This window comes from Streptomyces sp. NPDC059679 (assembly GCF_042734105.1).
Taxonomy (GTDB): domain Bacteria; phylum Actinomycetota; class Actinomycetes; order Streptomycetales; family Streptomycetaceae; genus Streptomyces.
On the sequence record NZ_JBHWES010000063.1, the window covers coordinates 40858 to 59849 of the forward strand.

Genomic DNA, 18992 nt, shown 5'->3' on the forward strand with positions numbered 1-18992 from the left:
GAGCGCGCGCTCTCCGGCATGGTGCCGTCATGAGTGAGAACGCCTTCTCGTGCGAGACCGCGGTAGCCATCGCCGAAGCGGTACGCCCATGGCTGGCCAAGGACACCGGCGAACCTCCACCGACCGCCGCGATCACAGCTGCACTGCGGGCCGCCGAAGCCGATCACGGCGCTGGCCAACGCGACCTGTGGGGCCACGCAGCGGGCAACGCCGCCTGCGCCATGACAGCCCAGGACAACCACAGCGCGCGCTGGCTGTGGGCCACTGCGTTCGACTACACCCGGCTGGCCGTCGCGGTCGCGGACCAGACGGCTGTCCCTCTTTCGGATAGAGCCCCGCGCGTCTCCCAGGCCGCCACAGTTTGAGCGCCTGCGTTCAGCGGCAGCCGTGGGAGCGAGGCAGGTCTCGCTGGGGAGCCTTCCAAGACGCAGCGTCAGGAGTCGTTTCACACATGGTGGTGGAGTGTGCTGAAGCAGAGTTCAGCCGACGTTTCCGGGCGCGGTTGTGGCCGCTACGGGGCGAAGCGAACCGTCACGTTCGCCCAGCCGTCCGCACTCACGTACTGCCATTCGCCGACTTCATCGGCCGTTAGCATCGCCTCGGAGTACAGGGCGCTGACCAAGAGCTTCCAGGGCTCATCTCTTTCGGCCGCTTCATCGTGCGCCAGGTCGCGTAGCGACTTGTCAGCCGCCTTGAAGATGGCGGTGCGGATATCGAAATACCGTGTGTGGTCGGCTTTTCCTGTGGTGACGCCGGATGTGCTGATGAACGTCCATTCGGCGTGCCAGGGTCCGTCAGCCATGGGCAAGAATCCGATCCGGCGAAGTGCTCTGAGAAATCCGTCTATGCCCCGCCTGCCCGCGCCCGGGGGCGAGAGAGCGCAGACAGGCGGGGACTTCCCGCCCCCTGATGCCGGAACCCACACGGGAACAGACCAAGAACCCATGGGCTCATCCGGCAACGGGGGCGGGGACCTATGCGGGGGCTATGCCTCGTTGGCGCTGGGCGTGAAGCCGGGCGATGGCCCGCAGCTGCCGCCGCTCGTACTCCGTAGCGGGGCGCACCGAGACACAGCGCGACCGCCATGCGAGGCCCGTGGGACGGGTGAGGCACACCATCGGCCCGTCGAAGTCGGCGATGGTCGCGGGCATTTCGTAATGCGAGTCGTAGACCACCATGCCGACGGCAAGACGGGGCAGGTCCCTGGCCTGCTCCGCGCCGTTCACTGCTTCCCCTTGGCGCGGCATCGGGCGCACGGGAAGGGGCATGGCGGCAGGTCGGCCCCCGGCGGGATGAACACGACCCCAGAGCGCACGTCCAGCGCCCCGCCGTACTCCGTCCACCATCCTCCGGGGGAACCCTCGTACGGGGTGCCCGCGTACGGGTCGGCCGCCTCCGTATCCGTGGCCATCTCGACTGGGTTCACTTCCGACCACCTGCCCGTCGGTGCGGGTGATTCTGCAACTCCCGGCTGCAGCTGCGGACCGTCACCGGGCTGCCCGTCTTGCGGGCCGCTTCCCGCTGCCTCGCCAGCGCCCCACAGATATGGCAGCCTTCGACCGGTGTGGGTTCAAGGGCCCCGCTTGCGGACGTGTTCACCGCCCCCCAAGGGCTCAGGGCATCGACCCCGGTGGCTGGTGCGTGGCTCACCTCGACCCCCGCCCCAGATGCTTATCGATCTGTTCGCTGAGGGCGGCAGACTGCTGCAACAGTTCCTCAAGAGTAGGGCCGTCGTCGCTGCCCTGCTGCTGCCCGCCCTGCCCGCCCGCTTGTCCCTGCTGCGGTGGCGGGGGCGTCGTCGGCGTGCTCATCTACGCCACCACCCTCACGCCATGGATCAGGCGCGGTCCGACATCGACCCCGTGCATGGCCAGCCACAACGCCCGCCGCCGCTGCCGCCTCAGCCGACGCCCCGCACGCTCCTGCCGCTGCTGCTGCCCCCGCTGCCGCTCGTGCGCGACGAGGTAGGGCCGGACCATGGCCGCCCCGTGGCCGTCCGACGGCCCCGAGATCGCCCGGAACTGGATGGTGGAGGAATCCACATGCGCCGCCGACACTGCCACTGTGGGCGCGTCGGGCACCCCCACCGGGCGTATCGTCGGCGCGTCCTGGTGCCGCACGGCAGGACGGCCGTCGGCAGCGTCGGCCGCACGGTGACGACCGGTCGACGGCAACAGCAGCCGCAGCAGCTTTTCGAAGATCCACGCGATAGCGTGATCCATGCTCGCAACCTCCACGGGGTTGGGGCCACGCCCCCGGGCCCGTTGCAGGCGGGTTGCGGGGGTCTTGCATGTGGTCAGTCGGGTATGAGAACCCGCGCCGCGTCAGGTGGTGTTGAAGCCGTGGGGATGGCTCATACCGTGTCGCCCGGCCCGGGGCGGGAGTGGTTACCACCATCCCCGGTCGGGAACACTGGGTACACATCTGAGCTGTCACCAAAAGACCTGTGTAGACAGCGAGTTAAGCGAAAGTAGGTTCGACCGGAGTGGAGCTGAACAACGAGGGCGGAAAGCTCACACCACGGGTGCGGCTGGGAAATCGGTTGCGTCGCCTACGGGAGCGGAAGGGTCTATCTCTCCGCCAACTCTCCGAACGGGTGGGCGGCTACTCACACAGCTACCTTGGCCGAGTAGAGCTAGGGGAACAGCTTCCCTCTGACGCCTTGGTAGAAGCATTAGATAAATTCTTCGACACTGATGGAGTGCTGGCTGACCTGCTGGACGCGGCGCGGGATAGCGTGATCCAGGACTACAGCCGAGCGGTTGTGACGAAAGAACGGGATGCCGTTCGCATCCAGGTTTTCACAAGTAGCGTAATCCCTGGATTGCTCCAGACTGAAGATTACGCGCTGGAGCTGTTCCGCACCGGTATGCCTGGAAAATCAGAGGACGAGCTGAGGGCAAGCGTTGATGCCCGTATGAAGCGGCAGCGTATTTTCGAGGCGCAAGAGCCACCCTTTTATTGGGCGATCATGGATGAAGCGGCACTAAAGCGCCCTATAGGGAGTAGTCGGCACATGTCCGCGCAACTGGAATCTGTCATCCAAGCCAGCGAAAACCCCCATATTACGGTTCAGGTACTTCCGTTTGCTCAAGGGGCGCATTCCATGCTAGGAGGTAGTCTGATTCTCCTGGCCTTGAAGGAGGGCGGGACGGTCGGCCTGGTCGAGAGCTTCAAAAATGGTGAATCGGTAGAATCACCTAAGAGGGTAGCTGAGCTTGTGCAGCACTTTGAAATCGCGTGCTCAAAGGCGTTGCCTGAGAATGAATCTCTCGATCTAATCCACCAATATCTGAAAGAGTACAGAAATGAAGGTTAGGCGTATTCCTGAAGCGTCTATTCTGGGCACGTGGCGCAAGTCCACATACAGCGGTTCAGAGAACGGGGATTGTGTCGAGGTCGCCGACGGTTTTCCTGGCGCCGTCCCTGTACGTGACAGCAAGGACCCGCACGGCCCAGCGCTCGTTTTCGAGTCGTCCGAATGGTCGTCGTTCGTGTCGGCCATCAAGCGCGGGGAGTTCCCCGACACCTGACCCACGCAGCAACCAGCCACCGAAGCGAGCGGCCCCCGATCGGGGGCCGTCGTCGTGTCGGCATGCTGCCGCGCCGCCCGCGTCCGGCGACGCTCGGTGCCTCACCAGACTACGCGGGCGGACTCGACAGCGTCAGGCCCTCTCCGGTGCGGGACCCGGGCCGTCACACCTCCCGGCCGCCCGGCGGCCGCCAGGTCGCCAGGAACGCGGCCAGGGCCTCCCTCTGCCGGGCTTCCTCGGCCAGCACCTCACGCAGCCGCTCACGGTCGAGGTGCGACCGGACCGCCGCCATGACCAGGCTCCGCAGGTCGGCCGGCTCCAGCGCCTCCACCTCCCATTGCACCGGCCGGGCCGGATCGAGCCCGTGCCGCTCGGCGAAGGCCGGCCACCTCGGATCGGTGCCCTTGCCCACCGCCGGCAGAAGTCCGTACCGGTTCACCTGATCAACGGTCAGCGCCACTCGTTCCACCACCTCCCAGCAGCCCGCCGTACGGTCCACCCAGTCTCGTTCAATGGCCTCCCCGGAGGCGTCCAGGTCGCCGACGTAAAGCAACCGCGCCGGCCGAGGATCAAGGGCAGCACGCTCCCTCACCAGCGCGGCGTACGACTCCGAGGCAAAACCGCGCACCACCAGGACGGGGATGCCCAACGGTCCAAGCCAACCGGCGAGTTGAACCCTCAGCGTGTCCTTTTCCGCGCAGACCCACAGGGCTTCCGCCTGGCCGGCCGTGCGGTCGAGGCGGAAGAGGTCGGGCACCGCCGCCAGCAGCTTGCCCACGTCCGCGTAAGCCGACGGCTGGTGGATCTCCCGCATCGCGTCCACCAGGTCCGGGAACCGCCCCTCTCGGCGAGCACGCGCCAAGTGGGAGGACAGGCGCCGGTACATCGAGGCCCGGTTGGGCAGCGCTCCCGCCGAGATCAGCCGGTACCAGACCTGGCGGAGCGTGACCCCGCCGTCGTACTCGGCGACCACGGCCCGAGCCCGTTCCTCTACCTCAGACCAGCGCACCCGCATACCGGTACTTGTACCGCGTCGAGGCCCCTCGGGCCGGTACCGCTCGACCCGCCTGCCCGCATCCTTGACGACTGGACCGAGTTCAACGCCGCGGTGCACGCCGCCCGCCGCGAGGCGGACCGGTTCCGGCCCCGGCCCGACGTGGACCACGGGATGGCCGAGGAGATGGTGAGGGCGGCCCTCGCCGTGGCCGGGGTGTTCACCCCGCCCCCGGTCCTCGCGAGCCTCGATGCGGAATGCTGCACCGCCCTGTGTCTCCCCTTCGACGCTGAGCAGTTCGACGCCGAGATCTTCGGTGTGTGGCAGCAGTGCGCCGGAGAGCCGGGGCATGAAGGCGATCACGAGGGCGATGTGGGGTGGGCGGATGGCGTGCCTGGCACCGTGCCTGCCCGGCCCGCGGCCCGGCATCGGACTTTCGCCAAAACGGCCGTTTTGGCAAGCAATGGGCAGGCCAAGGGACTGCTGGGATGGTCTGCTTGTCCTGGGCCGTGACTCGGGTGGAGGGCGATGGTTGCAGTGTGAGCAGCAGACAAGCCGCCCGAGTGTCGCCGAAACGCTGACGTTCAGCTGTCCGGGCGCCAGCGTCTTTGAGACGTCTACGGCACGCGTTTGATGCCGGCCGCGAGCTCCCTCATCTCTTCACCGACGTTGGCCCCGGCCATGTGCTCCGCCAGGAAGTCGTGGCTCTGTGCGGGCAGGCTGCCGTGCTCGAGCCCGACCTGCAGGTAGGCGCCCGCGATAGTGGCCTTGATCACCTGCTCCGAACAGGTGGCCAGGAGGAGGCTCTGGAACAGCTGAGCCGTCGGCTCGTTCCCCGCGGCAGAGGCGTCGACATGGGCCCGGAACAGCAACGCGGCGCGCAGTTCCTCCCTGAGAGCCTCGCGGTCTCCGGGGCCGTCGGCCGCCTCGGCGAGCAGATGATCCTCGATCTTCCGGGCCTGCTCCGTGTCTCCGGCTTGGAGAGCCACCAGGAGTGCCCTCGCCTGCCGAGTCTCGTAGATGTCCGGCAACTTCATCTTCGGGCCCCCTTGTCTCAATGATCCTCCACGAGCGTAGACCGCCCCGGGGCTGCCGTGGCCGTGATGCGCGAGAACCGGCCTGATTCGGCGTATGGGACCCGCATTCGCGCGCTATCGCGACTGTTCCCTCTGAAACCATCTGGCCCTGGCCCGTACCTGTGACCTGCGGCGGCCAGACCAGTTGAGACATGGGCAAGCTGGAAATCTCAGTTGATGTAGATCCTGCGTGACGAGATATCGGGATGTGCCTGAGTTGGTTCTGGTCCAGCTCCGCACGGGACAGCTCCGAGGATGGGAGGATTGGGGATAACGAGTCCTACAGGTGAAGGAGAGCGGATGCTGCCTGCGAGCGCCGTCGATGACGCACGTTGTCCGGCCGTCGGACAGCTGCATTTGCTGGTGAAAAAGGTTCTGGCCGACCCAGAGATCAGCAGGAGCAAGAGTCTGACGAATCAGGTCCGGTGGGTCGAGAAGACCCTGATGTTGGCCCTGGCCCGCGAGGACTTCCGTACGTATTACGGGCAGTCGCTGCGGGACCTGCTCGGCCCCGGAGCGGCCGCGGTCTGTCGCCTGACCGAGGAAGGTGAGCTGCGGCTGGCGCAGTTGGACACCGACCCGAAGAACGTGCTCTCGTCTCAGCGCCGCAGGTCGAGCATCCTGCGGCGGCTCGCCGCCGCGGCTGACGTACCCAGCGGCGCGAAGTCCTACCCGAAGCCGCCGCCGAAGCCGACCCTGCCGTCCTGGGCCCGCAGCGAGTTGCACAGCCGCCTGGAGAAGGAGGTCGAGGCCCGTCCCTCCGACCCGGGCCGAGCCCGCCTCCTGGTAGTCATCGGGCTGGTGCTGGACACCGCCGCCCGCGCCGGAGAGCTGTGCTCCGTGGACATCGAGGACCTGGCGCCGGATCTGTCCTGGGTGAAGATCACCCGCAACCCGCAGGCGGATGCCTCCGACGCGCGGGCGACCGAGGTCTGGCCCCTGTCGCCTATCACGCAGGCCGCCGTGGCGAACTGGCTGCCCATTCGCGCGCGCCTGACCGAGGAACTGGAAGGCGGTGCGCGGGCTCTGCTGGTCGTGCTGACCGGCAATCGGGGCCCCAACGGCCACGGCATCTACAAGAAGGGAATGCCGCTGCGGCCCCACGGCCTCGCCGACGCCTACCGGGCCCACGTCAAGGCGCTGAAGGCCGAGGTGACGAACCGAGGAGAGGCAGGCTGGGAGCTTCCGCAGCGGATGGAGCAGCTTCGCCGCGGCGTTCAGGAGCGCCGCAGCCAGTACGCCACCGGACGGCGCGAGGGAGCCAAGACCCCTAAGTGGGGGCCGGCCGTAGTACTCGGGCCGCTCCATGACGGGAAGAAGACGGCGGCCGCGTTCGCCAAGGCCGTCCAGGCCGTCGATGCTCTCCACCAGGCCCGCACGGCGGCCGGGGACGAGACCGACCCGAAGGTGACACGTGCCCGGCGCACCCTACGGGAGGCAACCCGGGCCGCCTGGGCGCGGTCGGACCACGCCACTGTCCTGAAGCTGCTGCGCCAGGCCAAGCTGGCCACCGATGATCTGGCGGCCGCTGGATACCAGGAGGAGCTGCTGGACGCCCTGGAGCGGTCCTGAGAGGGGTCCCATACTGCTCGCGGAAAAAGACAACGCTAAGCGGCCCAGCTCAGGGGCCTGGTTACACCGAGTCGTCTCAACTCAGCAACCGCGAGAACCGTGAGGGGAACCGATGATTCGCGACGCCGTGACCTGCGACCGCGACGGCTGCATGGCCGTCTATCTGGAGCGCGACGACATGCCGGAGGGCACCGAGTTCGAGGACGCCATCGAGGCGGCCGGGTGGGTCTCCCGCCCGGCGGTCCTGGTGCTGCCCGGTCACCCGGACGCGCCGGACGTGCTCGGGCACCTCTGCCCGGCCTGCGCCGCCGGACGCGGCCCGGTCCTGGAGCTGGGCGAATGCCCGACCTGCACCGGCCGGACCACCCACCTGCCCCAAGGCGAGACGTGCGAGTACTGCGGCACGAAGCTGGCCTTCCCGCTGGGCGACCCCCGGGAGAACTGACCACCCCGATCGCCTACTAGGACTGACGCCCACGACACGAGTGTTTACAGCCAGAGCCAGGCCGGCACACACGGCTCGCTCTGCTCAACGATCTAGGCCCGATACCGTCACGGCGGCGTCGGCCCGTTTGCCAAAACGGCCGTTTAGGCAAACGGTGGGCTGGTCGGGGCTTGCTGGAGCGGTCTACTCGTCGTCTGCTGCCGTGGCGAGCAGGCCGCCGAGCTGGATTTTGACGAGTTCCAGGGCGGCGCGGGTGTCGTCCAGTGAGATCGAGAGCAGGTCGGAGTGCTCATCGGTCGCCTGCTTCAGGGCTGTGAACCGCTCGTACAGCTTGGCCGCTTCCTTCGCCTTGCCGCTGCGCTGGGCCGCGGCGATGTCCTGGGCGAGCTGGTCGAGTTCGTCCTTTGCTTTGGTCGTGAAGGCGGTGATGATCATTTCACGCATCTCGTCCTGGTCCGGGAGCGGGACGCGCACCAGGTGGCTGTCCTGGCCGAAGCGTTTGATGAGGGTGCGCAGGGCTCCCAGGGTCTGGGCGTGCTGGCGGTGGACGAAGTAGACCCCTCCGGTGGGACGCACGCGGATCGCGCTCAGGTGCTCGACGTACCGCCGGACGACGGAGCGCAGCTTGTCGCTGGTGAGGTAGGTGCAGCGGCGCTGATATGTGTCGTGGAGGTCTGTGAGCATCTGCCGCACGGTGGTCTGCTCGGCCTCGGGGAGGCGGGCGATGGCCGCATTGTTCGGCTGGATCTCCAGTGTGCCGGCCCCCTCAGGGCTGCCCTCGGTGTTGTCCCGGTGGAAGATGCAGGTGGCGAGGCGGGTGTCGTACTCCAGGCTGGTTGCTTCCTCGTCGCGGACTTCCCGTACGACGTGCCGGACGATCTGCCCGCCGTCGCGCCGGACCGGGCGGACCATCAGCGTGGCGGAGTTGACCAGCTGGTTGCGTCCGCGGCGGCGTCCGTGGCGGCTGGCGGGGCCGGTGGCTCTGGGATCGTCCAGGGGGTAGGCCACGCGGACCCCGTCGGGGCCGGTGACCCGCTCGAAGGCGTCGACGTTGCGGAGCGGGGGCGGCAGGAGCGCCTCGTCCAGGTCCAGCTCGCGGAACCAGCGTGCAAGGTCGTCCCGCGTGACCTGGCCGTCGAAGATCGAGTAGAGCACCAGGTGGCCGAGGAGCGGAGCCCCTTCCGCGTCCATCGACTCGGCATAGCTGTCGAACACCGCGTCACCGGTCTTGAGTTCGGCATCCTGCGCTGTTGAGGGCTGGGGTACGGACATGAACGGCTCCAGAGCGAAAACGGGCGTTTTAGATGGGGAGGTGCGGGGCGGGAGGGTGCGGGCGCTCAGATCATGCGGAAGATGTCGGCGACGGCGTGCGGGTCTGTCAGGTCGTCGAGGCTGCGGAGGTTGTCGCACAGTGCGTCGAGCACGGAGCCGGGCCCGGTGGCGGGTCCGTTGCCGATGGCGATGCCGAAGCATCGGAAGTCCAGTGCGTGCTTGGCCGCGGTCCAGGTGCGCATCCACTCCTCGGTGATGTCGCACTGCCCATCGGTGATCATGACGATGTCGCCGCGCTGGCGTCCCGCGTCGTTGAACTCGGCTTCCAGCAGCTCGACGGCGGCCGAGAGGGGGGCCTGGTAGTCCGTGCCTCCGCCGTAGAAGTGTTCGGCGAACTCGATCACATCGGCGATGGGGGCGGGTTGGTCGGCGGGGAAGCGGTGGACGCTGACTTCGTCCTGCGAGGCGAACAGGATGCCGACGAAGTCGCGCTTGGTTTGCCGGGCCTGGTCCAGGAGCGCCAGGGCGGCCGCTTTGGCCCATGCTTCGCCGGTGATGCCGCCTGGCTGTCCGTCGGCGGGGGTGTCCATGGAGTAGGAGCAGTCCACGCAGGCGATGATCGCGCCCTGCCCGGTGGGCTGTTCGCCGCGGCTGTCGTACAGCATCAGCCGGGCCTCGGCATACCGGGCGGCGAACACCGGGCGCATGGCCGGGATGCCGAGGTGGATCAGCTCGGAGGGGATGACGCGTGAAAGATCGTCGCCCAGCGTGATCCCGACGAGCTCGCCGGGCGCGTTTTCCACGCGGCGGGCCCGCTCGCCGAAGGCCATCTGCCGGAAGCGGCCGATCAGCTCCGCGAACCGCCCGAGCCGTCCCGAGCGCAGCCGCTGGGCGAGCTGGGCGCGCTGCTCGAACGGCATCCGCTCCAGCTGGCCGGGCTCCACGCCCCACGCCCGCATCAGCGCGGCTTCCTCGCGCGTGGCGTCGGCGGCCTCGGCCAGGGCCCGGCGGACCGCCCCACGGATTCCGGGGGCGGCCGCGGCGAGGGCCTGCGCTGCCTTCTGGGCGGCCTGCTCGGCTTCCCGGTCGGCGTCCTCGGCCCGGCCGATGGCCTGCCCCACGGCGTCGGCTTCCTCGTCGGGCACGGCGCCCTCCTCGTCCGCGGCCTCGGTGGCCTGCTGGAGCGCCTCGGCCACGGCGTGCGCCGCTTCCTGTGCGGCGTCCTCGGTTTCCTTGGCCTGCTGGGCCTGCTCGCGGGCGGTGCGGGAGTCCTCCAGCGTCCGGCGTAGGGCGTCGGCCTGGGCGAGGACGGCCATGGCTGCGGCGTACGGGTTGCCGGCGGTCTCGCGGTGCAGCTCTTCGAACTCGGGGCTGGTCATGATCGAGGTGATGACCTGGTGGTTGACCCGCCGGGAGGGGGCCATCTCCGCGCGGCCGCGGACCTGGGGGGTGACCTTGTAGGCGGCGAGGAACACATCGCGCAGCAGGTCGTCGGTGTAGTCGTACCGCTCGTTCAGCTCCTCAGCGAGTTCCTGCAGTGCGGGCGCCTGGTCGTGTGTCTCGTGCCAGGCCATCTGATCGAAGCGGTCGGCGACGACCGCGCCGGTCGCCTTCGGCTCGGGGGGAGACTGGGCCAGGCCCAGCCACCTCCCGGCCCTGCTCGCCAGGTCTTTGAGCTTGCTCAGGGTCTTGCCCATGGTGCTCGTTCCTTCCGCTGCTCAGAGCTGGGCCTGGACCATGGATGCGTCGACCCCGAGCGCCTCGGTCAGCACGCGGGCGTGGACGGCGCGCTGCCGGGTGATGACCCGGTCGATCGAGATGGTGGAGCGCCCGCTGGCCTGTGCCTCCTTGTGGAGCTTCGCCAGCTTCTTGCCGGCCCGCGCGAGTTTGCCGTTGGCCTCCTTGATCGCCCAGTTGGACAGGGCCTCTTTGGACTGGCCTGCCTTCGCGTCCAGCTGTGCCTCCAGCTCCTCGATGGCGTCGGCGAGGTCGAGTGCCTCCCGGGCATCGGGGTTGACCATCTGGAGGACTTCGCGCTCGACAAGCGGGCGCTGGGCGGGGGAGTCCCACAGCACGTGGGTCAGCACGGTGAGGTCGCTCTCGCCGACCGCGTCCCGGCCGTCGAGGAACGCCGATGCCTGGAGCAGCCGGACGGACTGACGCCATCGCCGGTCTGAGGAGACCAGTTCCTTGCGGCGCAGGGCGGCCCGCAGGGTGCACAGGGCATCCACGATCAGGTCGGGGACGTCCACGGCGGGGACGTCCGCGGTCACCGCGTGCTGGAGCTCCGGCAGAGTGATCGTGGTCCGTGACAGCGCGGCCTCTGCGGCGACGGCGGAGCGGATGAGGGCGGCGAAGTTCGACGGGTCGGCCAGGTAGCCCACCTCCATACGCACCAGGAGCCGGTCGTAGATGGCCGCGGACTCCTCGCCGGAGGGCAGTTCGTTGGACGCAGTGATGGCGCTGATCAGCGGGCAGCAGATCGGGGCGCCGCCGTTCTCCGGGTGGTAGAGCCGCTCGTTCAGCAGGCCCAAGGTCTCATTCAGCGCGGCGGCGGAGCACTTGAAAATCTCGTCGATGAACGCGACATGCGCCGTCGTCGCGCGGCCGTCGTAGACCTGGCGGTACTCTCCCTGGCTCAGCGCCGCGACATCGATCGGGCCGAACATGCGCGTCGGCGCCGTGAACTTGCTCAGCAGGATCTCCCACAGGTTCGCGCCCTCGATCCGGCCCGTCAGCTCCCGCGCGAGCTCGCTCTTGGCCGTCCCCGGAGGACCGAGCACCAAAGAGTGCTGGCCAGCCAGCATCGCCACGACCAGCGTCCGCACGACATCATCACGCTCGTAGAAGCGCCCGGTGACCTCCTCCGTGATCGCGCGCAGCCGCTTCGCCGTATCGAGCGCGTCGGTCTCTGCGGCCATCGCCAACTCCTCCGTCACACAATCCAGACTCACGGTGAGGGACAGCACAGTAATGGGAGAGAAACAAAAACGGACGTTTTTGCTTGGACCGTGCCGTGTCCAGATCGAGCATGTCAACTTACGTCCATGGAAATCGTCCCGCAGAGGGATCCTGCGTACGGCCGGGTGCACATCCAGTAGGGCCACCGCGGCCGCGTCTGCGAGAGGCCGATCGCTGCCGAGCCCTGCGTCAGGTACGCGGTTCGGGTGGGTCCTCAGAACTCACCGAGGATCCGGAGGGAGACATGCCAGCGGTTGGGGTCTACCTGCTCCACTGCTGTGGCTGTGGCCTGGCGAAGGTCGTCCTCGTAACTGTGGTCGATCCAGGCGAGGACCCGCAGCTCGGCCTCGGACCTGCTGCCGGCGTCGATCGCGTAGGTGGTGGTTGCCGAGGCCCAGCCCTCATCCGGATGCTCGAGAACCGTCTCGCCGACGCGCTCGGCGCTCCAGGCAGTCTCGGGATCGTTGGGGACTGACGGGAGGGTCACCGGGTACGTGGTGGGCACAGCGGACTCCTGGTTTCTCTGTTGCTGCACGAGCCTGGATGAACTTCAGGCAGTTGTTCATGTTGAGCCGCACTTCGCCGCAGCTTTGGGAGCACGGGGTCCTTGACGGGGTCTACCGCTCGCGCAGCTCGTACGGATTGATCTCCCCGTACTGGTCGTCGGCCTCTGTCAGGTCGAAACCCTCTTCCCACTCCTCGGTCTTCAGCCAGTTCACCGGGCCGCCAGCCCGGAACTGGGACTCCCAGCGCGGCTCGCCCACGCAGAACGCGTGCACCTCGGGCTGGTCGTCGCTGTTCCGGCGGACGAATTCCTCGTCGTAGATGAGGAAGTGGCCCATGTCGTCGCGGTCCTCGCGGACCTCCTCGGGCAGGGTGACCACCCGGGTCACCCTGTCGTCGTCGCAGTCGACTTCGACCATGATCGGCATCACGTACCGGACCCACCGTTTTGCCACCAGCCCCGCCCTTCGCATTACGCAGTCCGGCGGCACGTTATCGGGACCCGACCCCTCCAGGGGAATCATCCCCAGAGCGTCACCCTCGGCTACTGGTCACCTCGCTGTAGCTTCGGGATGTCGCACAAATCAGCGGGGGCAGGGCGCGGTAGTCGTCGTTGTCAGGTGCGGGTGGGTGCGATGTAGCGGCGCATGCCGACCATGAGGGCGAAGGCCAGCAAGAGCCCGGCAATGTGGGAGCCGCCGACGACCGCCATGGCGGTGGTGCCGGTGAGGTCCTGGCTGTGGGTGATGGTCTGACCGGTGGCGTAGCAGGCGCCCCAGATGATCAGCATGGTCACGGCCAGGATGACGACGCGTGCGCCGACGGGGAGCCATTCCGCTCCCTTGGAGGGGCCGATCTTGGTGTTGACGTGGGCGATGTGGGCGGCCAGGGCCTGGCCGGCAGGCCCGCCTGGGCGAGGTGGCCCGGAAACGGGCCGTTCCGGCAACGGTGGAGGCGTCCTCGTCGATGACGACCGCCGGCAGGTGACGTCCATCGTCGATGGCGAACTGGTCGAGCACGGCATTCCTCCTTCGTCAGTTCTGGACGGTGGCGCTGGTGACCAGGCCGACCGTCTGGCCAGCCTGACGCTTGACGGTACCCGCGAGCCTGGTCGAGACGCGGCCGCCTGGCGACGGTGCCCGGGGCGATGTCCAGTCGTCCCTCCCCGCTCCCGGGACAGGCCAAAGAGGTCAACTCCCGCCCCACCATAGCCAGAAGCCGCACAAGCCCCGCTGAGCGCCCGGCAGGCGGTGGTGCGAGGAATCGGGCCCGGAGGCGCTGAGCGTCCGCGAATGCCCATGCCAGGACCCTTCTTGGGGGTTTGAGGCCCGAGGATGCCGTACTGCCTTCAGAGCTAGGCGCCTTGTTCTTGTAGGTCGCCGCGCGAAGCGCGCCCTTTCTGTATCCCTTCCACGGGGGGAAGCTGCCGACGGTGGGGTGGGGGAGCACGGACGAGATGCAGTGCGGATGGGTGGGGCGGGGCCTGCTCAGCCCCGTATGGCGGGGAGGGGTGCCCACGGGCGTTGCCCAGCCCCGCCCCACCCATCCGCCCCTCTTCCGCGCCTCCGGCGCGCTCTCTCTCCTGAGGGGGATAACGAGTCCTCGCACCACCGAAAATCGCCCCGGCCCGCCGCTGCGCACCTCGAGTGCGGCGCCGTCGCCGTGGGTCAAGGCCGGTGCCCACCGGTCCTCACCACGGTAGTAACGCACGGGACGTCGCTACTACGTCGCGGAGACTCGTCGCGCCTGGTCAGTGGGGGTGTCCCGAGGGGGAGTGGGCCGAGCAGGCCCACGGACCCGAGGGAGGAAGGGTGCTGCCGGGACTCGTTATCCCCTGGCCGGCTCGAAGGCCGTACAGGGCGCGCACGGCCGAAGGCCCGCCTCCCGAGAATCAGGGAGATGGGCCTGGGCAAAGCGGGTCCGCAGCAGCGGTCAACTACGAAGGTCTGGGTTTCGGTTCTTCGCGACGACTAGGTCTCGCCAGGTCTGGCCGTACTCGGCGGCATAGTCAGGATGCTTGTCCCAACGTCGGGAGATGTGCCGCAGGGTCTCCCACGCCTCCTCCGCCCTGGCCTGACGCACAGCCTCGTCGGGATGCGAACGGAGGCCGAGCCGGAGCAGGTCACCGACGGACGCCGCCCTGCTGGCCAAGTACCTCAGAGCGTCCAAAGCATGCGCCACGTCACTCCCGGCCGGCAGGCCCGCCTGGGCTTCGTCCAGGCGGGCCTGGACGAAGGTGTCGATGCGGTCGTACATCTCAACGTCAATCTTCTGTGAGACAGCATCGATGTCGGTCTTGGTGTTCTCCATCGAGACAGGCTCCTTCTTCGGTGGGCGTCCCGGCCCGGCTCGGGTGCGGGACGCCCGTACGTCGTGGGTGAAAGCTACGCGGCCGGACCGCCGTCGGCCCCGGCGAGCGGGGAAGTCCCGCCCCGGCGCCAGCGGAGAGCGGGAAAGGCGAAGGCCCGCGCCTCCCGATCCGGGGGCGCGGGCCTTGAGCGCAGAAAAGGTCAGTCGATCGGTGTGGGCACCGGGAGATGCCGGACGGTCGCGAGCGGCCGGTCCTCCTTCTCCAACGGAGCTCCGTCCCTGCCGATGGCGAGGGCCTCGTACACGGCCGGCCCTACCCGATAGGTCTGCACACCCACGAGTCGGCCCGCGGGCTCAAGCCACGCATCTGCAAGGAGAGCGTTGACGGCACGTGACGTTGCCGAGGTGCTCATCCGGAGCTTCCCACCGATCGCGGAAGCGGACTCATCGACGCGGTGGCCGAGAGGGGCCCCCGTCGCGACGTACATCAGGATCTTGGATGCGGCGGCGGGTAGGTCTCCCGACTTGCACAGCAGCTCGTGCAGCTGCTCGCGGTTCAGCCAGTATTCGGCGTCCAACTGCTCAGCCGGGGAGCTCATCACTTGACCTCCTTGGAGGGCCGCGACTTGGCGGGCTCCGGCTCGGGTGCCGGGATTACAGGATGCCTCATGTCCGCCACCGCCTTCACCTGCTCCTCAGCGGGCCCGTCGTATCCGAAGCGGCCGTTCAGGCGGTACAGGGTGACCTTGGCCATCGTGCCAGCCTCCAAGAGGAAGCCACCTGCGTGGAGCTTCTTGACCGACTTCGAGACCGCCCGGGGGTTCATCCCGAGCTCCTGGCCGATCTGGTCGAAGGTCATTTCCACACGGGCTGCCCTCTCGCCCGAGTTGAAGAGGTAGAAGCCAAGCACATCCCGGTCGTTGCGGTCATAGCCCGAGTCCTTGCGCCACACCGCCGCGCCCATCTCCTTGGAGACGTTCATGTGGCGGCCGCGCCAGCTGTACCCGACGGGAGGCCTCTTGGCGAGTTGCTCATCCTCGAAGCCGGGCAGCATGTCGACGTGCATCAGCTCGCCAGTCTCGCGAACGACTCCGGTGCGCCTTGCCATAGCCTCCCACCTCGGGTTTTCCCATGTACGGGAATCAGTGCGCGCCACCTTACACACCCTTCCCGGAATCGGGAAACGCCCAGCATCTCGCTTGGCGTGTCGCGCACGAGACCGTTTCCCGATATCGGGAAGGGTGGTGCAGCAACGTACATTCGTCTGTCGGGATACGTACAGATCAAAACGCTCTGACCTGCGGGAATGATCTTCGCCTCTAAATACGTAGTAGATGCCGCAGACGACGTGCGGGATGGATGCGCCGTCGGCGCGTTCATCCCGCACCGGCCGTCGGTCATGGTTCCCCCGGCGGGGGCCGAGGGCCGTAAGGCGGCTTCGCCGCGCGTCAAAAGGCAAAGCAGGTCGATCTGAGTCTTGCGCCGCTCAGCAGGTTCCGGGGGTTGGGCAGCCAGTTGAGCCGGGCGATGGTCGGGTCACGCGAATCGCTCACGGAAGCCGTTCCTCACCGTCAGCTCTGCTGCACCTGAGTATCGGCCTTGTGCTGTTCCGGCTCCCACGTCGACGTCAGCCCATACCAGTCACCTCAATGCACCTGATGACGGCTACTGGCCTCAGGTGGTGCCGGAACCACGATGGTGACCAGCCACTAATCCCTGGGGCAACTGCCCAGTGAGGGCCCCCTAGGGCCCGAGGGGTCAACCGCGTGGGCCCGTGGAGCTTGCGGAACGGGCCTGCGCGGTTGAGGGCAGGCGGCAGTGGCTGGTCCAGCGCAGCCGAAAGGCGCTGGTGGGGGGTGCGGGGGGAGGCGCCCCCCGCGCGGTGGCGGGTCCAGCGCCGCCTGGGCGCTGGCGGGGGTTCGGGGGCTGGCCCCCGCAATCGCGCCAGCGGCGCGATGCACCACCTACTGCTGCACATTCCTGGTCGCCTGACGAAATGGGCAGGAAGGCGGTGGGGCCTCGAAGGTAGTTCTTCGAGGCCCCACCAACAGCACGGGTCAGTCGACGGAGGAGTGCGGGGGCCGGGTGAGGACGACGGACCGGCAGCGGACGCACAGTCCGTCACTCCCGACGCCGGGGCTTTCCGTGGGGCAGCCTGTTCCATCGTGCCCCGGGCACCCACGCCGCTCCGTGGACATCAGGGCAGGGATGGCGGCAGCTGCTGAGTGGCCGGTGCGATCTGCGGATGCAGCCAGAGCTTCAGTTCTGATCGCTACTTCCTCCAGCTCCCTCCTGATCGCATTGGCTTCGGTGTGGACGGCGAACCGGGCAGCCAAGGCCTGCCCTACCGAGTTCGCCCCGGCGGCCGCTGCCTCTCGATATGCCTGGTCCACGACTTTCCCGAGACGCTCGCGAACCTGGACCGTGTCCCGCCCGGCGCCGAGCGCGGCGTAGTCGGCCAGGGCCCGGTCGACAAAGGCCGCAATGTCCCGCTGGGCCCCCTCCAGCGTCGCGGTGCACTCAGGGCACGGCTTGCCGGCCGTGCCCCGGTCCCGCTCGCAGTACGGGCAAGCCCGACGCCGCACTTCGTCCGCCTGCTTCTCGGCCGCGGCCCGGCGCTCCGCGTGGAAGTCCTTCTCTCGCTCGATGCAGGTCCAGCAAGGGGTTCCGTCGTCAAGCTTTCCGTCCTCACAGCGTGAGGACGGGCAGGGTCCGGCCTTGACCATCGCGATTGCGGCACCTACGGGTTTGGCCAACCTCCCGTCTGCCACCAGGTCCGCGTACTGGTGGGTGCTCCAGCGACGCTGAACACGTGCTACCAGCCGCTCGACCTGAGCCTCACCCCGGCCACCAAGTTCCGCCTGGATGGCGTTCACGAGGCTCTTCGGCCGGTCAGTGCGCGCCACCGTCATCATCGCCTCCCGCAGCCGGGGCGGGTACGCATTCAGAACCTGCTGCACTTGAGCGGTGACAAGAACGGGCTTCCGAGTGGACTTGCTTTGCGGCGCCTTGGCGCTGCCGGTCGCGGCAGCGCCGCTTGAGGTCCCGCGTGCGCTACTACCGGTAGAAGGCCTACGGCCGTCACCAGCGCTTCGCGCCGAAGGCGCCCCGGGGAGGTTTGAGTGGGGAGGTTTAACAGGGGAGGTTTGGGGGTCTGTCAATCCCCCCTGCTGGGACTGAGAGTCCCCCCTGGTGGGTCTGTCAGTCCCCCCTGGTGCGGGAGCGGAATCCGGCTTCGTGAGGGGGGACTTTGTGTCCCCCCTGGGAGGGGTGGATTCCTGCTTTGTGCGAGGTTTTCCCTTGTCAGAGCGCTCTCTGCGAGTCGGAGCAGGCACGATGTCGGGGCGGTTCTCCGGAGTGAGGAGACCTCGGCCCCGCCGCCGACGGGACTCGTTGATCTCGTCCACGTCCGGGAACCAGCTGTACGGGATGAGCAGGTCGTAGACCTTCGGCCGGTAGCGCTTTTCGATGTACTGCGCGGCCCGCTGGTCGCCCAGGCCGATCAGCTTGCGGTCGACCAGCTTTCCGAGCTTCCGCTGAACGGTCTTCTCATCACAGATCGCGTCCTTCGCCAGGGTGGCTTTGGATGGGAATGCGTCGCATCCATCCTCGTCGGCGCGCTCGGCGAGGGAGATCAGGATCAGCTTTTCGGTCGTATCGGCGACGGGGGCGGCCTTCATCGCCCAGAGCATCGGGGTGAGGCTCATCGGCTCACACCCCATCGGGTGGCGATGAAACCGCAGTTCGTCGGGTATGTGGATGGGTGGTGCTGGAGTGGCAAGAGTGCTTCCCTTTAGAGCGTTTCGGGGAGCCTCATTGGCCAGATAGTGGGCAAGCTGCGTGATCACGTGCTGCCGCGTCTATTCTGGCGCTACTGGCGTGTGGCAACACGCCAGTAAGAGGCCCCACCTGTGGGTGTGGGTCGATGCCCCCTCGGGGGCGCAGACTCTGGGCGAGTCGAACTTTGGTGGCCGTTCCGCTTGTCGGGGCGGCCACCAGACTTTTCAGCTGGGTGGGGCGGTGTGCCATCTGCGGCCGAGGCCGGAACATGGTGGCTGGCTGTTGGGCGTGGTGCTGCTCGAAGGATGCTGTGGTGATATCGCCTGAATCCGTACGCTCATCGAAAGCGCACCTCCCCGTGGTCTAGGCGCGGCGGAACGTGCGGAACGACAGGCCTCTTCGGGGGCCTGTTGCGTTTGAGGCGAATGCTCCTCCTCGCACGTTCTATCCGACCACACGCACCGTAACCGGTGTGTCGCCGGGTGGACCAAACCGTTAGCAGGCGGCCCCAGTTGACTCCCATCCGGGCAAGCGCCGGACGGGGA

The 18992-nt window shown here is 67.9% G+C and carries 21 protein-coding genes; 5 read left to right on the forward strand and 16 right to left on the reverse strand.

Translation table 11 applies throughout. The annotated features are described in order from the left end of the window. Positions 1-29: 29 nt before the first annotated feature. Positions 30-365, forward strand: a complete 336-nt coding sequence (locus ACFV2X_RS43060) for a hypothetical protein (protein WP_385626916.1) — start codon at positions 30-32, stop codon at positions 363-365. 146 nt (positions 366-511) lie between these two features. Here the strand turns inward: ACFV2X_RS43060 and ACFV2X_RS43065 are convergent, their stop codons facing one another. The 4 genes from ACFV2X_RS43065 to ACFV2X_RS43080 form a co-directional block, all read right to left on the reverse strand. Further along, on the reverse strand, positions 512-802 hold the full coding sequence (locus ACFV2X_RS43065; RefSeq protein WP_385626918.1) for a hypothetical protein: 291 nt from the start codon (positions 800-802) through the stop codon (positions 512-514). A gap of 172 nt (positions 803-974) precedes the next feature. After that, positions 975-1226, reverse strand: a complete 252-nt coding sequence (locus ACFV2X_RS43070; protein WP_385626920.1) for a hypothetical protein — start codon at positions 1224-1226, stop codon at positions 975-977. Next, positions 1223-1426 carry a hypothetical protein gene (locus ACFV2X_RS43075; RefSeq protein WP_385626922.1) on the reverse strand — a complete coding sequence of 68 codons (204 nt, stop codon included), beginning with the start codon at positions 1424-1426 and terminating at the stop codon, positions 1223-1225. Before ACFV2X_RS43075 ends, ACFV2X_RS43070 begins: the two co-directional genes overlap by 4 nt. 385 nt (positions 1427-1811) lie before the next feature. Next, entirely contained in the window at positions 1812-2222 is a 411-nt protein-coding gene (locus ACFV2X_RS43080) for a hypothetical protein (RefSeq protein ID WP_385626923.1), read from the reverse strand. Between the two features lie 263 nt (positions 2223-2485). On the opposite strand from ACFV2X_RS43080, the gene ACFV2X_RS43085 reads away from it, so the two are divergent. Continuing rightward, on the forward strand, positions 2486-3319 hold the full coding sequence (locus tag ACFV2X_RS43085; RefSeq protein WP_385626924.1) for a helix-turn-helix domain-containing protein: 834 nt from the start codon (positions 2486-2488) through the stop codon (positions 3317-3319). Further along, positions 3309-3533 carry a DUF397 domain-containing protein gene (locus ACFV2X_RS43090; protein WP_385626925.1) on the forward strand — a complete coding sequence of 75 codons (225 nt, stop codon included), beginning with the start codon at positions 3309-3311 and terminating at the stop codon, positions 3531-3533. The genes ACFV2X_RS43085 and ACFV2X_RS43090 overlap by 11 nt, the downstream gene beginning before the upstream one ends. Positions 3534-3696: 163 nt before the next feature. On the opposite strand, the gene ACFV2X_RS43095 is transcribed toward ACFV2X_RS43090, so the two are convergent. Continuing rightward, a complete protein-coding gene (locus ACFV2X_RS43095; protein WP_385626926.1) occupies positions 3697-4878 on the reverse strand; it encodes a hypothetical protein in 1182 nt (393 codons plus the stop codon). A 266-nt stretch (positions 4879-5144) separates the two neighbouring features. Further along, entirely contained in the window at positions 5145-5564 is a 420-nt protein-coding gene (locus tag ACFV2X_RS43100) for a hypothetical protein (RefSeq protein ID WP_385626927.1), read from the reverse strand. A 339-nt stretch (positions 5565-5903) separates the two neighbouring features. Here ACFV2X_RS43100 and ACFV2X_RS43105 point away from each other — a divergent pair, with 339 nt between their 5' ends. After that, positions 5904-7175, forward strand: a complete 1272-nt coding sequence (locus ACFV2X_RS43105; protein WP_385626929.1) for a hypothetical protein — start codon at positions 5904-5906, stop codon at positions 7173-7175. Positions 7176-7287: 112 nt separating this feature from the next. After that, a complete protein-coding gene (locus ACFV2X_RS43110; RefSeq protein ID WP_385626931.1) occupies positions 7288-7620 on the forward strand; it encodes a hypothetical protein in 333 nt (110 codons plus the stop codon). Between the two features lie 183 nt (positions 7621-7803). On the opposite strand, the gene ACFV2X_RS43115 is transcribed toward ACFV2X_RS43110, so the two are convergent. From ACFV2X_RS43115 to ACFV2X_RS43160, 10 genes are all read right to left on the reverse strand, one after another. Next, entirely contained in the window at positions 7804-8892 is a 1089-nt protein-coding gene (locus ACFV2X_RS43115) for a DUF6744 family protein (RefSeq protein ID WP_385626933.1), read from the reverse strand. 65 nt (positions 8893-8957) lie between these two features. Further along, the gene (locus ACFV2X_RS43120; RefSeq protein ID WP_385626934.1) at positions 8958-10589 is read right to left on the reverse strand and encodes a VWA domain-containing protein; all 1632 of its coding nucleotides are present in this window, start codon (positions 10587-10589) and stop codon (positions 8958-8960) included. Between the two features lie 21 nt (positions 10590-10610). Beyond that, entirely contained in the window at positions 10611-11813 is a 1203-nt protein-coding gene (locus ACFV2X_RS43125; protein ID WP_385626936.1) for an AAA family ATPase, read from the reverse strand. Positions 11814-12067: 254 nt separating this feature from the next. After that, positions 12068-12358: a hypothetical protein gene (locus ACFV2X_RS43130; RefSeq protein WP_385626938.1), complete on the reverse strand. Its 291-nt coding sequence runs from the start codon at positions 12356-12358 to the stop codon at positions 12068-12070. Between the two features lie 112 nt (positions 12359-12470). After that, positions 12471-12776, reverse strand: a complete 306-nt coding sequence (locus ACFV2X_RS43135) for a hypothetical protein (protein ID WP_385626940.1) — start codon at positions 12774-12776, stop codon at positions 12471-12473. A 197-nt stretch (positions 12777-12973) separates the two neighbouring features. Beyond that, complete coding sequence (locus tag ACFV2X_RS43140; RefSeq protein WP_385626942.1) at positions 12974-13303, reverse strand: hypothetical protein; 330 nt, start codon at positions 13301-13303, stop codon at positions 12974-12976. A gap of 986 nt (positions 13304-14289) precedes the next feature. Next, the gene (locus ACFV2X_RS43145; protein ID WP_385626944.1) at positions 14290-14667 is read right to left on the reverse strand and encodes a hypothetical protein; all 378 of its coding nucleotides are present in this window, start codon (positions 14665-14667) and stop codon (positions 14290-14292) included. A gap of 200 nt (positions 14668-14867) precedes the next feature. After that, positions 14868-15266: a hypothetical protein gene (locus tag ACFV2X_RS43150; protein ID WP_385626946.1), complete on the reverse strand. Its 399-nt coding sequence runs from the start codon at positions 15264-15266 to the stop codon at positions 14868-14870. Beyond that, positions 15266-15823: a transcriptional regulator gene (locus ACFV2X_RS43155; RefSeq protein ID WP_385626947.1), complete on the reverse strand. Its 558-nt coding sequence runs from the start codon at positions 15821-15823 to the stop codon at positions 15266-15268. The genes ACFV2X_RS43150 and ACFV2X_RS43155 overlap by 1 nt, the downstream gene beginning before the upstream one ends. 901 nt (positions 15824-16724) lie before the next feature. Further along, positions 16725-18515 (reverse strand): helix-turn-helix domain-containing protein, encoded by a 1791-nt coding sequence (locus tag ACFV2X_RS43160; RefSeq protein ID WP_385626949.1) that lies wholly within the window; start codon positions 18513-18515, stop codon positions 16725-16727. Positions 18516-18992 lie beyond the last annotated feature (477 nt).

Excerpts from the sequence above, each read along its gene's own strand:
- ACFV2X_RS43060 (WP_385626916.1), top strand. The coding sequence starts at position 30 with ATGAGTGAGAACGCCTTCTCGTGCGAGACCGCGGTAGCCATCGCCGAA.
- ACFV2X_RS43065 (WP_385626918.1), bottom strand. The coding sequence starts at position 802 with ATGGCTGACGGACCCTGGCACGCCGAATGGACGTTCATCAGCACATCC.
- ACFV2X_RS43080 (WP_385626923.1), bottom strand. The coding sequence starts at position 2,222 with ATGGATCACGCTATCGCGTGGATCTTCGAAAAGCTGCTGCGGCTGCTG.
- ACFV2X_RS43090 (WP_385626925.1), top strand. The coding sequence starts at position 3,309 with ATGAAGGTTAGGCGTATTCCTGAAGCGTCTATTCTGGGCACGTGGCGC.
- ACFV2X_RS43095 (WP_385626926.1), bottom strand. The coding sequence starts at position 4,878 with ATGCCCCGGCTCTCCGGCGCACTGCTGCCACACACCGAAGATCTCGGC.
- ACFV2X_RS43100 (WP_385626927.1), bottom strand. The coding sequence starts at position 5,564 with ATGAAGTTGCCGGACATCTACGAGACTCGGCAGGCGAGGGCACTCCTG.
- ACFV2X_RS43105 (WP_385626929.1), top strand. The coding sequence starts at position 5,904 with ATGCTGCCTGCGAGCGCCGTCGATGACGCACGTTGTCCGGCCGTCGGA.
- ACFV2X_RS43110 (WP_385626931.1), top strand. The coding sequence starts at position 7,288 with ATGATTCGCGACGCCGTGACCTGCGACCGCGACGGCTGCATGGCCGTC.
- ACFV2X_RS43115 (WP_385626933.1), bottom strand. The coding sequence starts at position 8,892 with ATGTCCGTACCCCAGCCCTCAACAGCGCAGGATGCCGAACTCAAGACC.
- ACFV2X_RS43120 (WP_385626934.1), bottom strand. The coding sequence starts at position 10,589 with ATGGGCAAGACCCTGAGCAAGCTCAAAGACCTGGCGAGCAGGGCCGGG.
- ACFV2X_RS43125 (WP_385626936.1), bottom strand. The coding sequence starts at position 11,813 with ATGGCCGCAGAGACCGACGCGCTCGATACGGCGAAGCGGCTGCGCGCG.
- ACFV2X_RS43135 (WP_385626940.1), bottom strand. The coding sequence starts at position 12,776 with ATGGTCGAAGTCGACTGCGACGACGACAGGGTGACCCGGGTGGTCACC.
- ACFV2X_RS43145 (WP_385626944.1), bottom strand. The coding sequence starts at position 14,667 with ATGGAGAACACCAAGACCGACATCGATGCTGTCTCACAGAAGATTGAC.
- ACFV2X_RS43150 (WP_385626946.1), bottom strand. The coding sequence starts at position 15,266 with ATGAGCTCCCCGGCTGAGCAGTTGGACGCCGAATACTGGCTGAACCGC.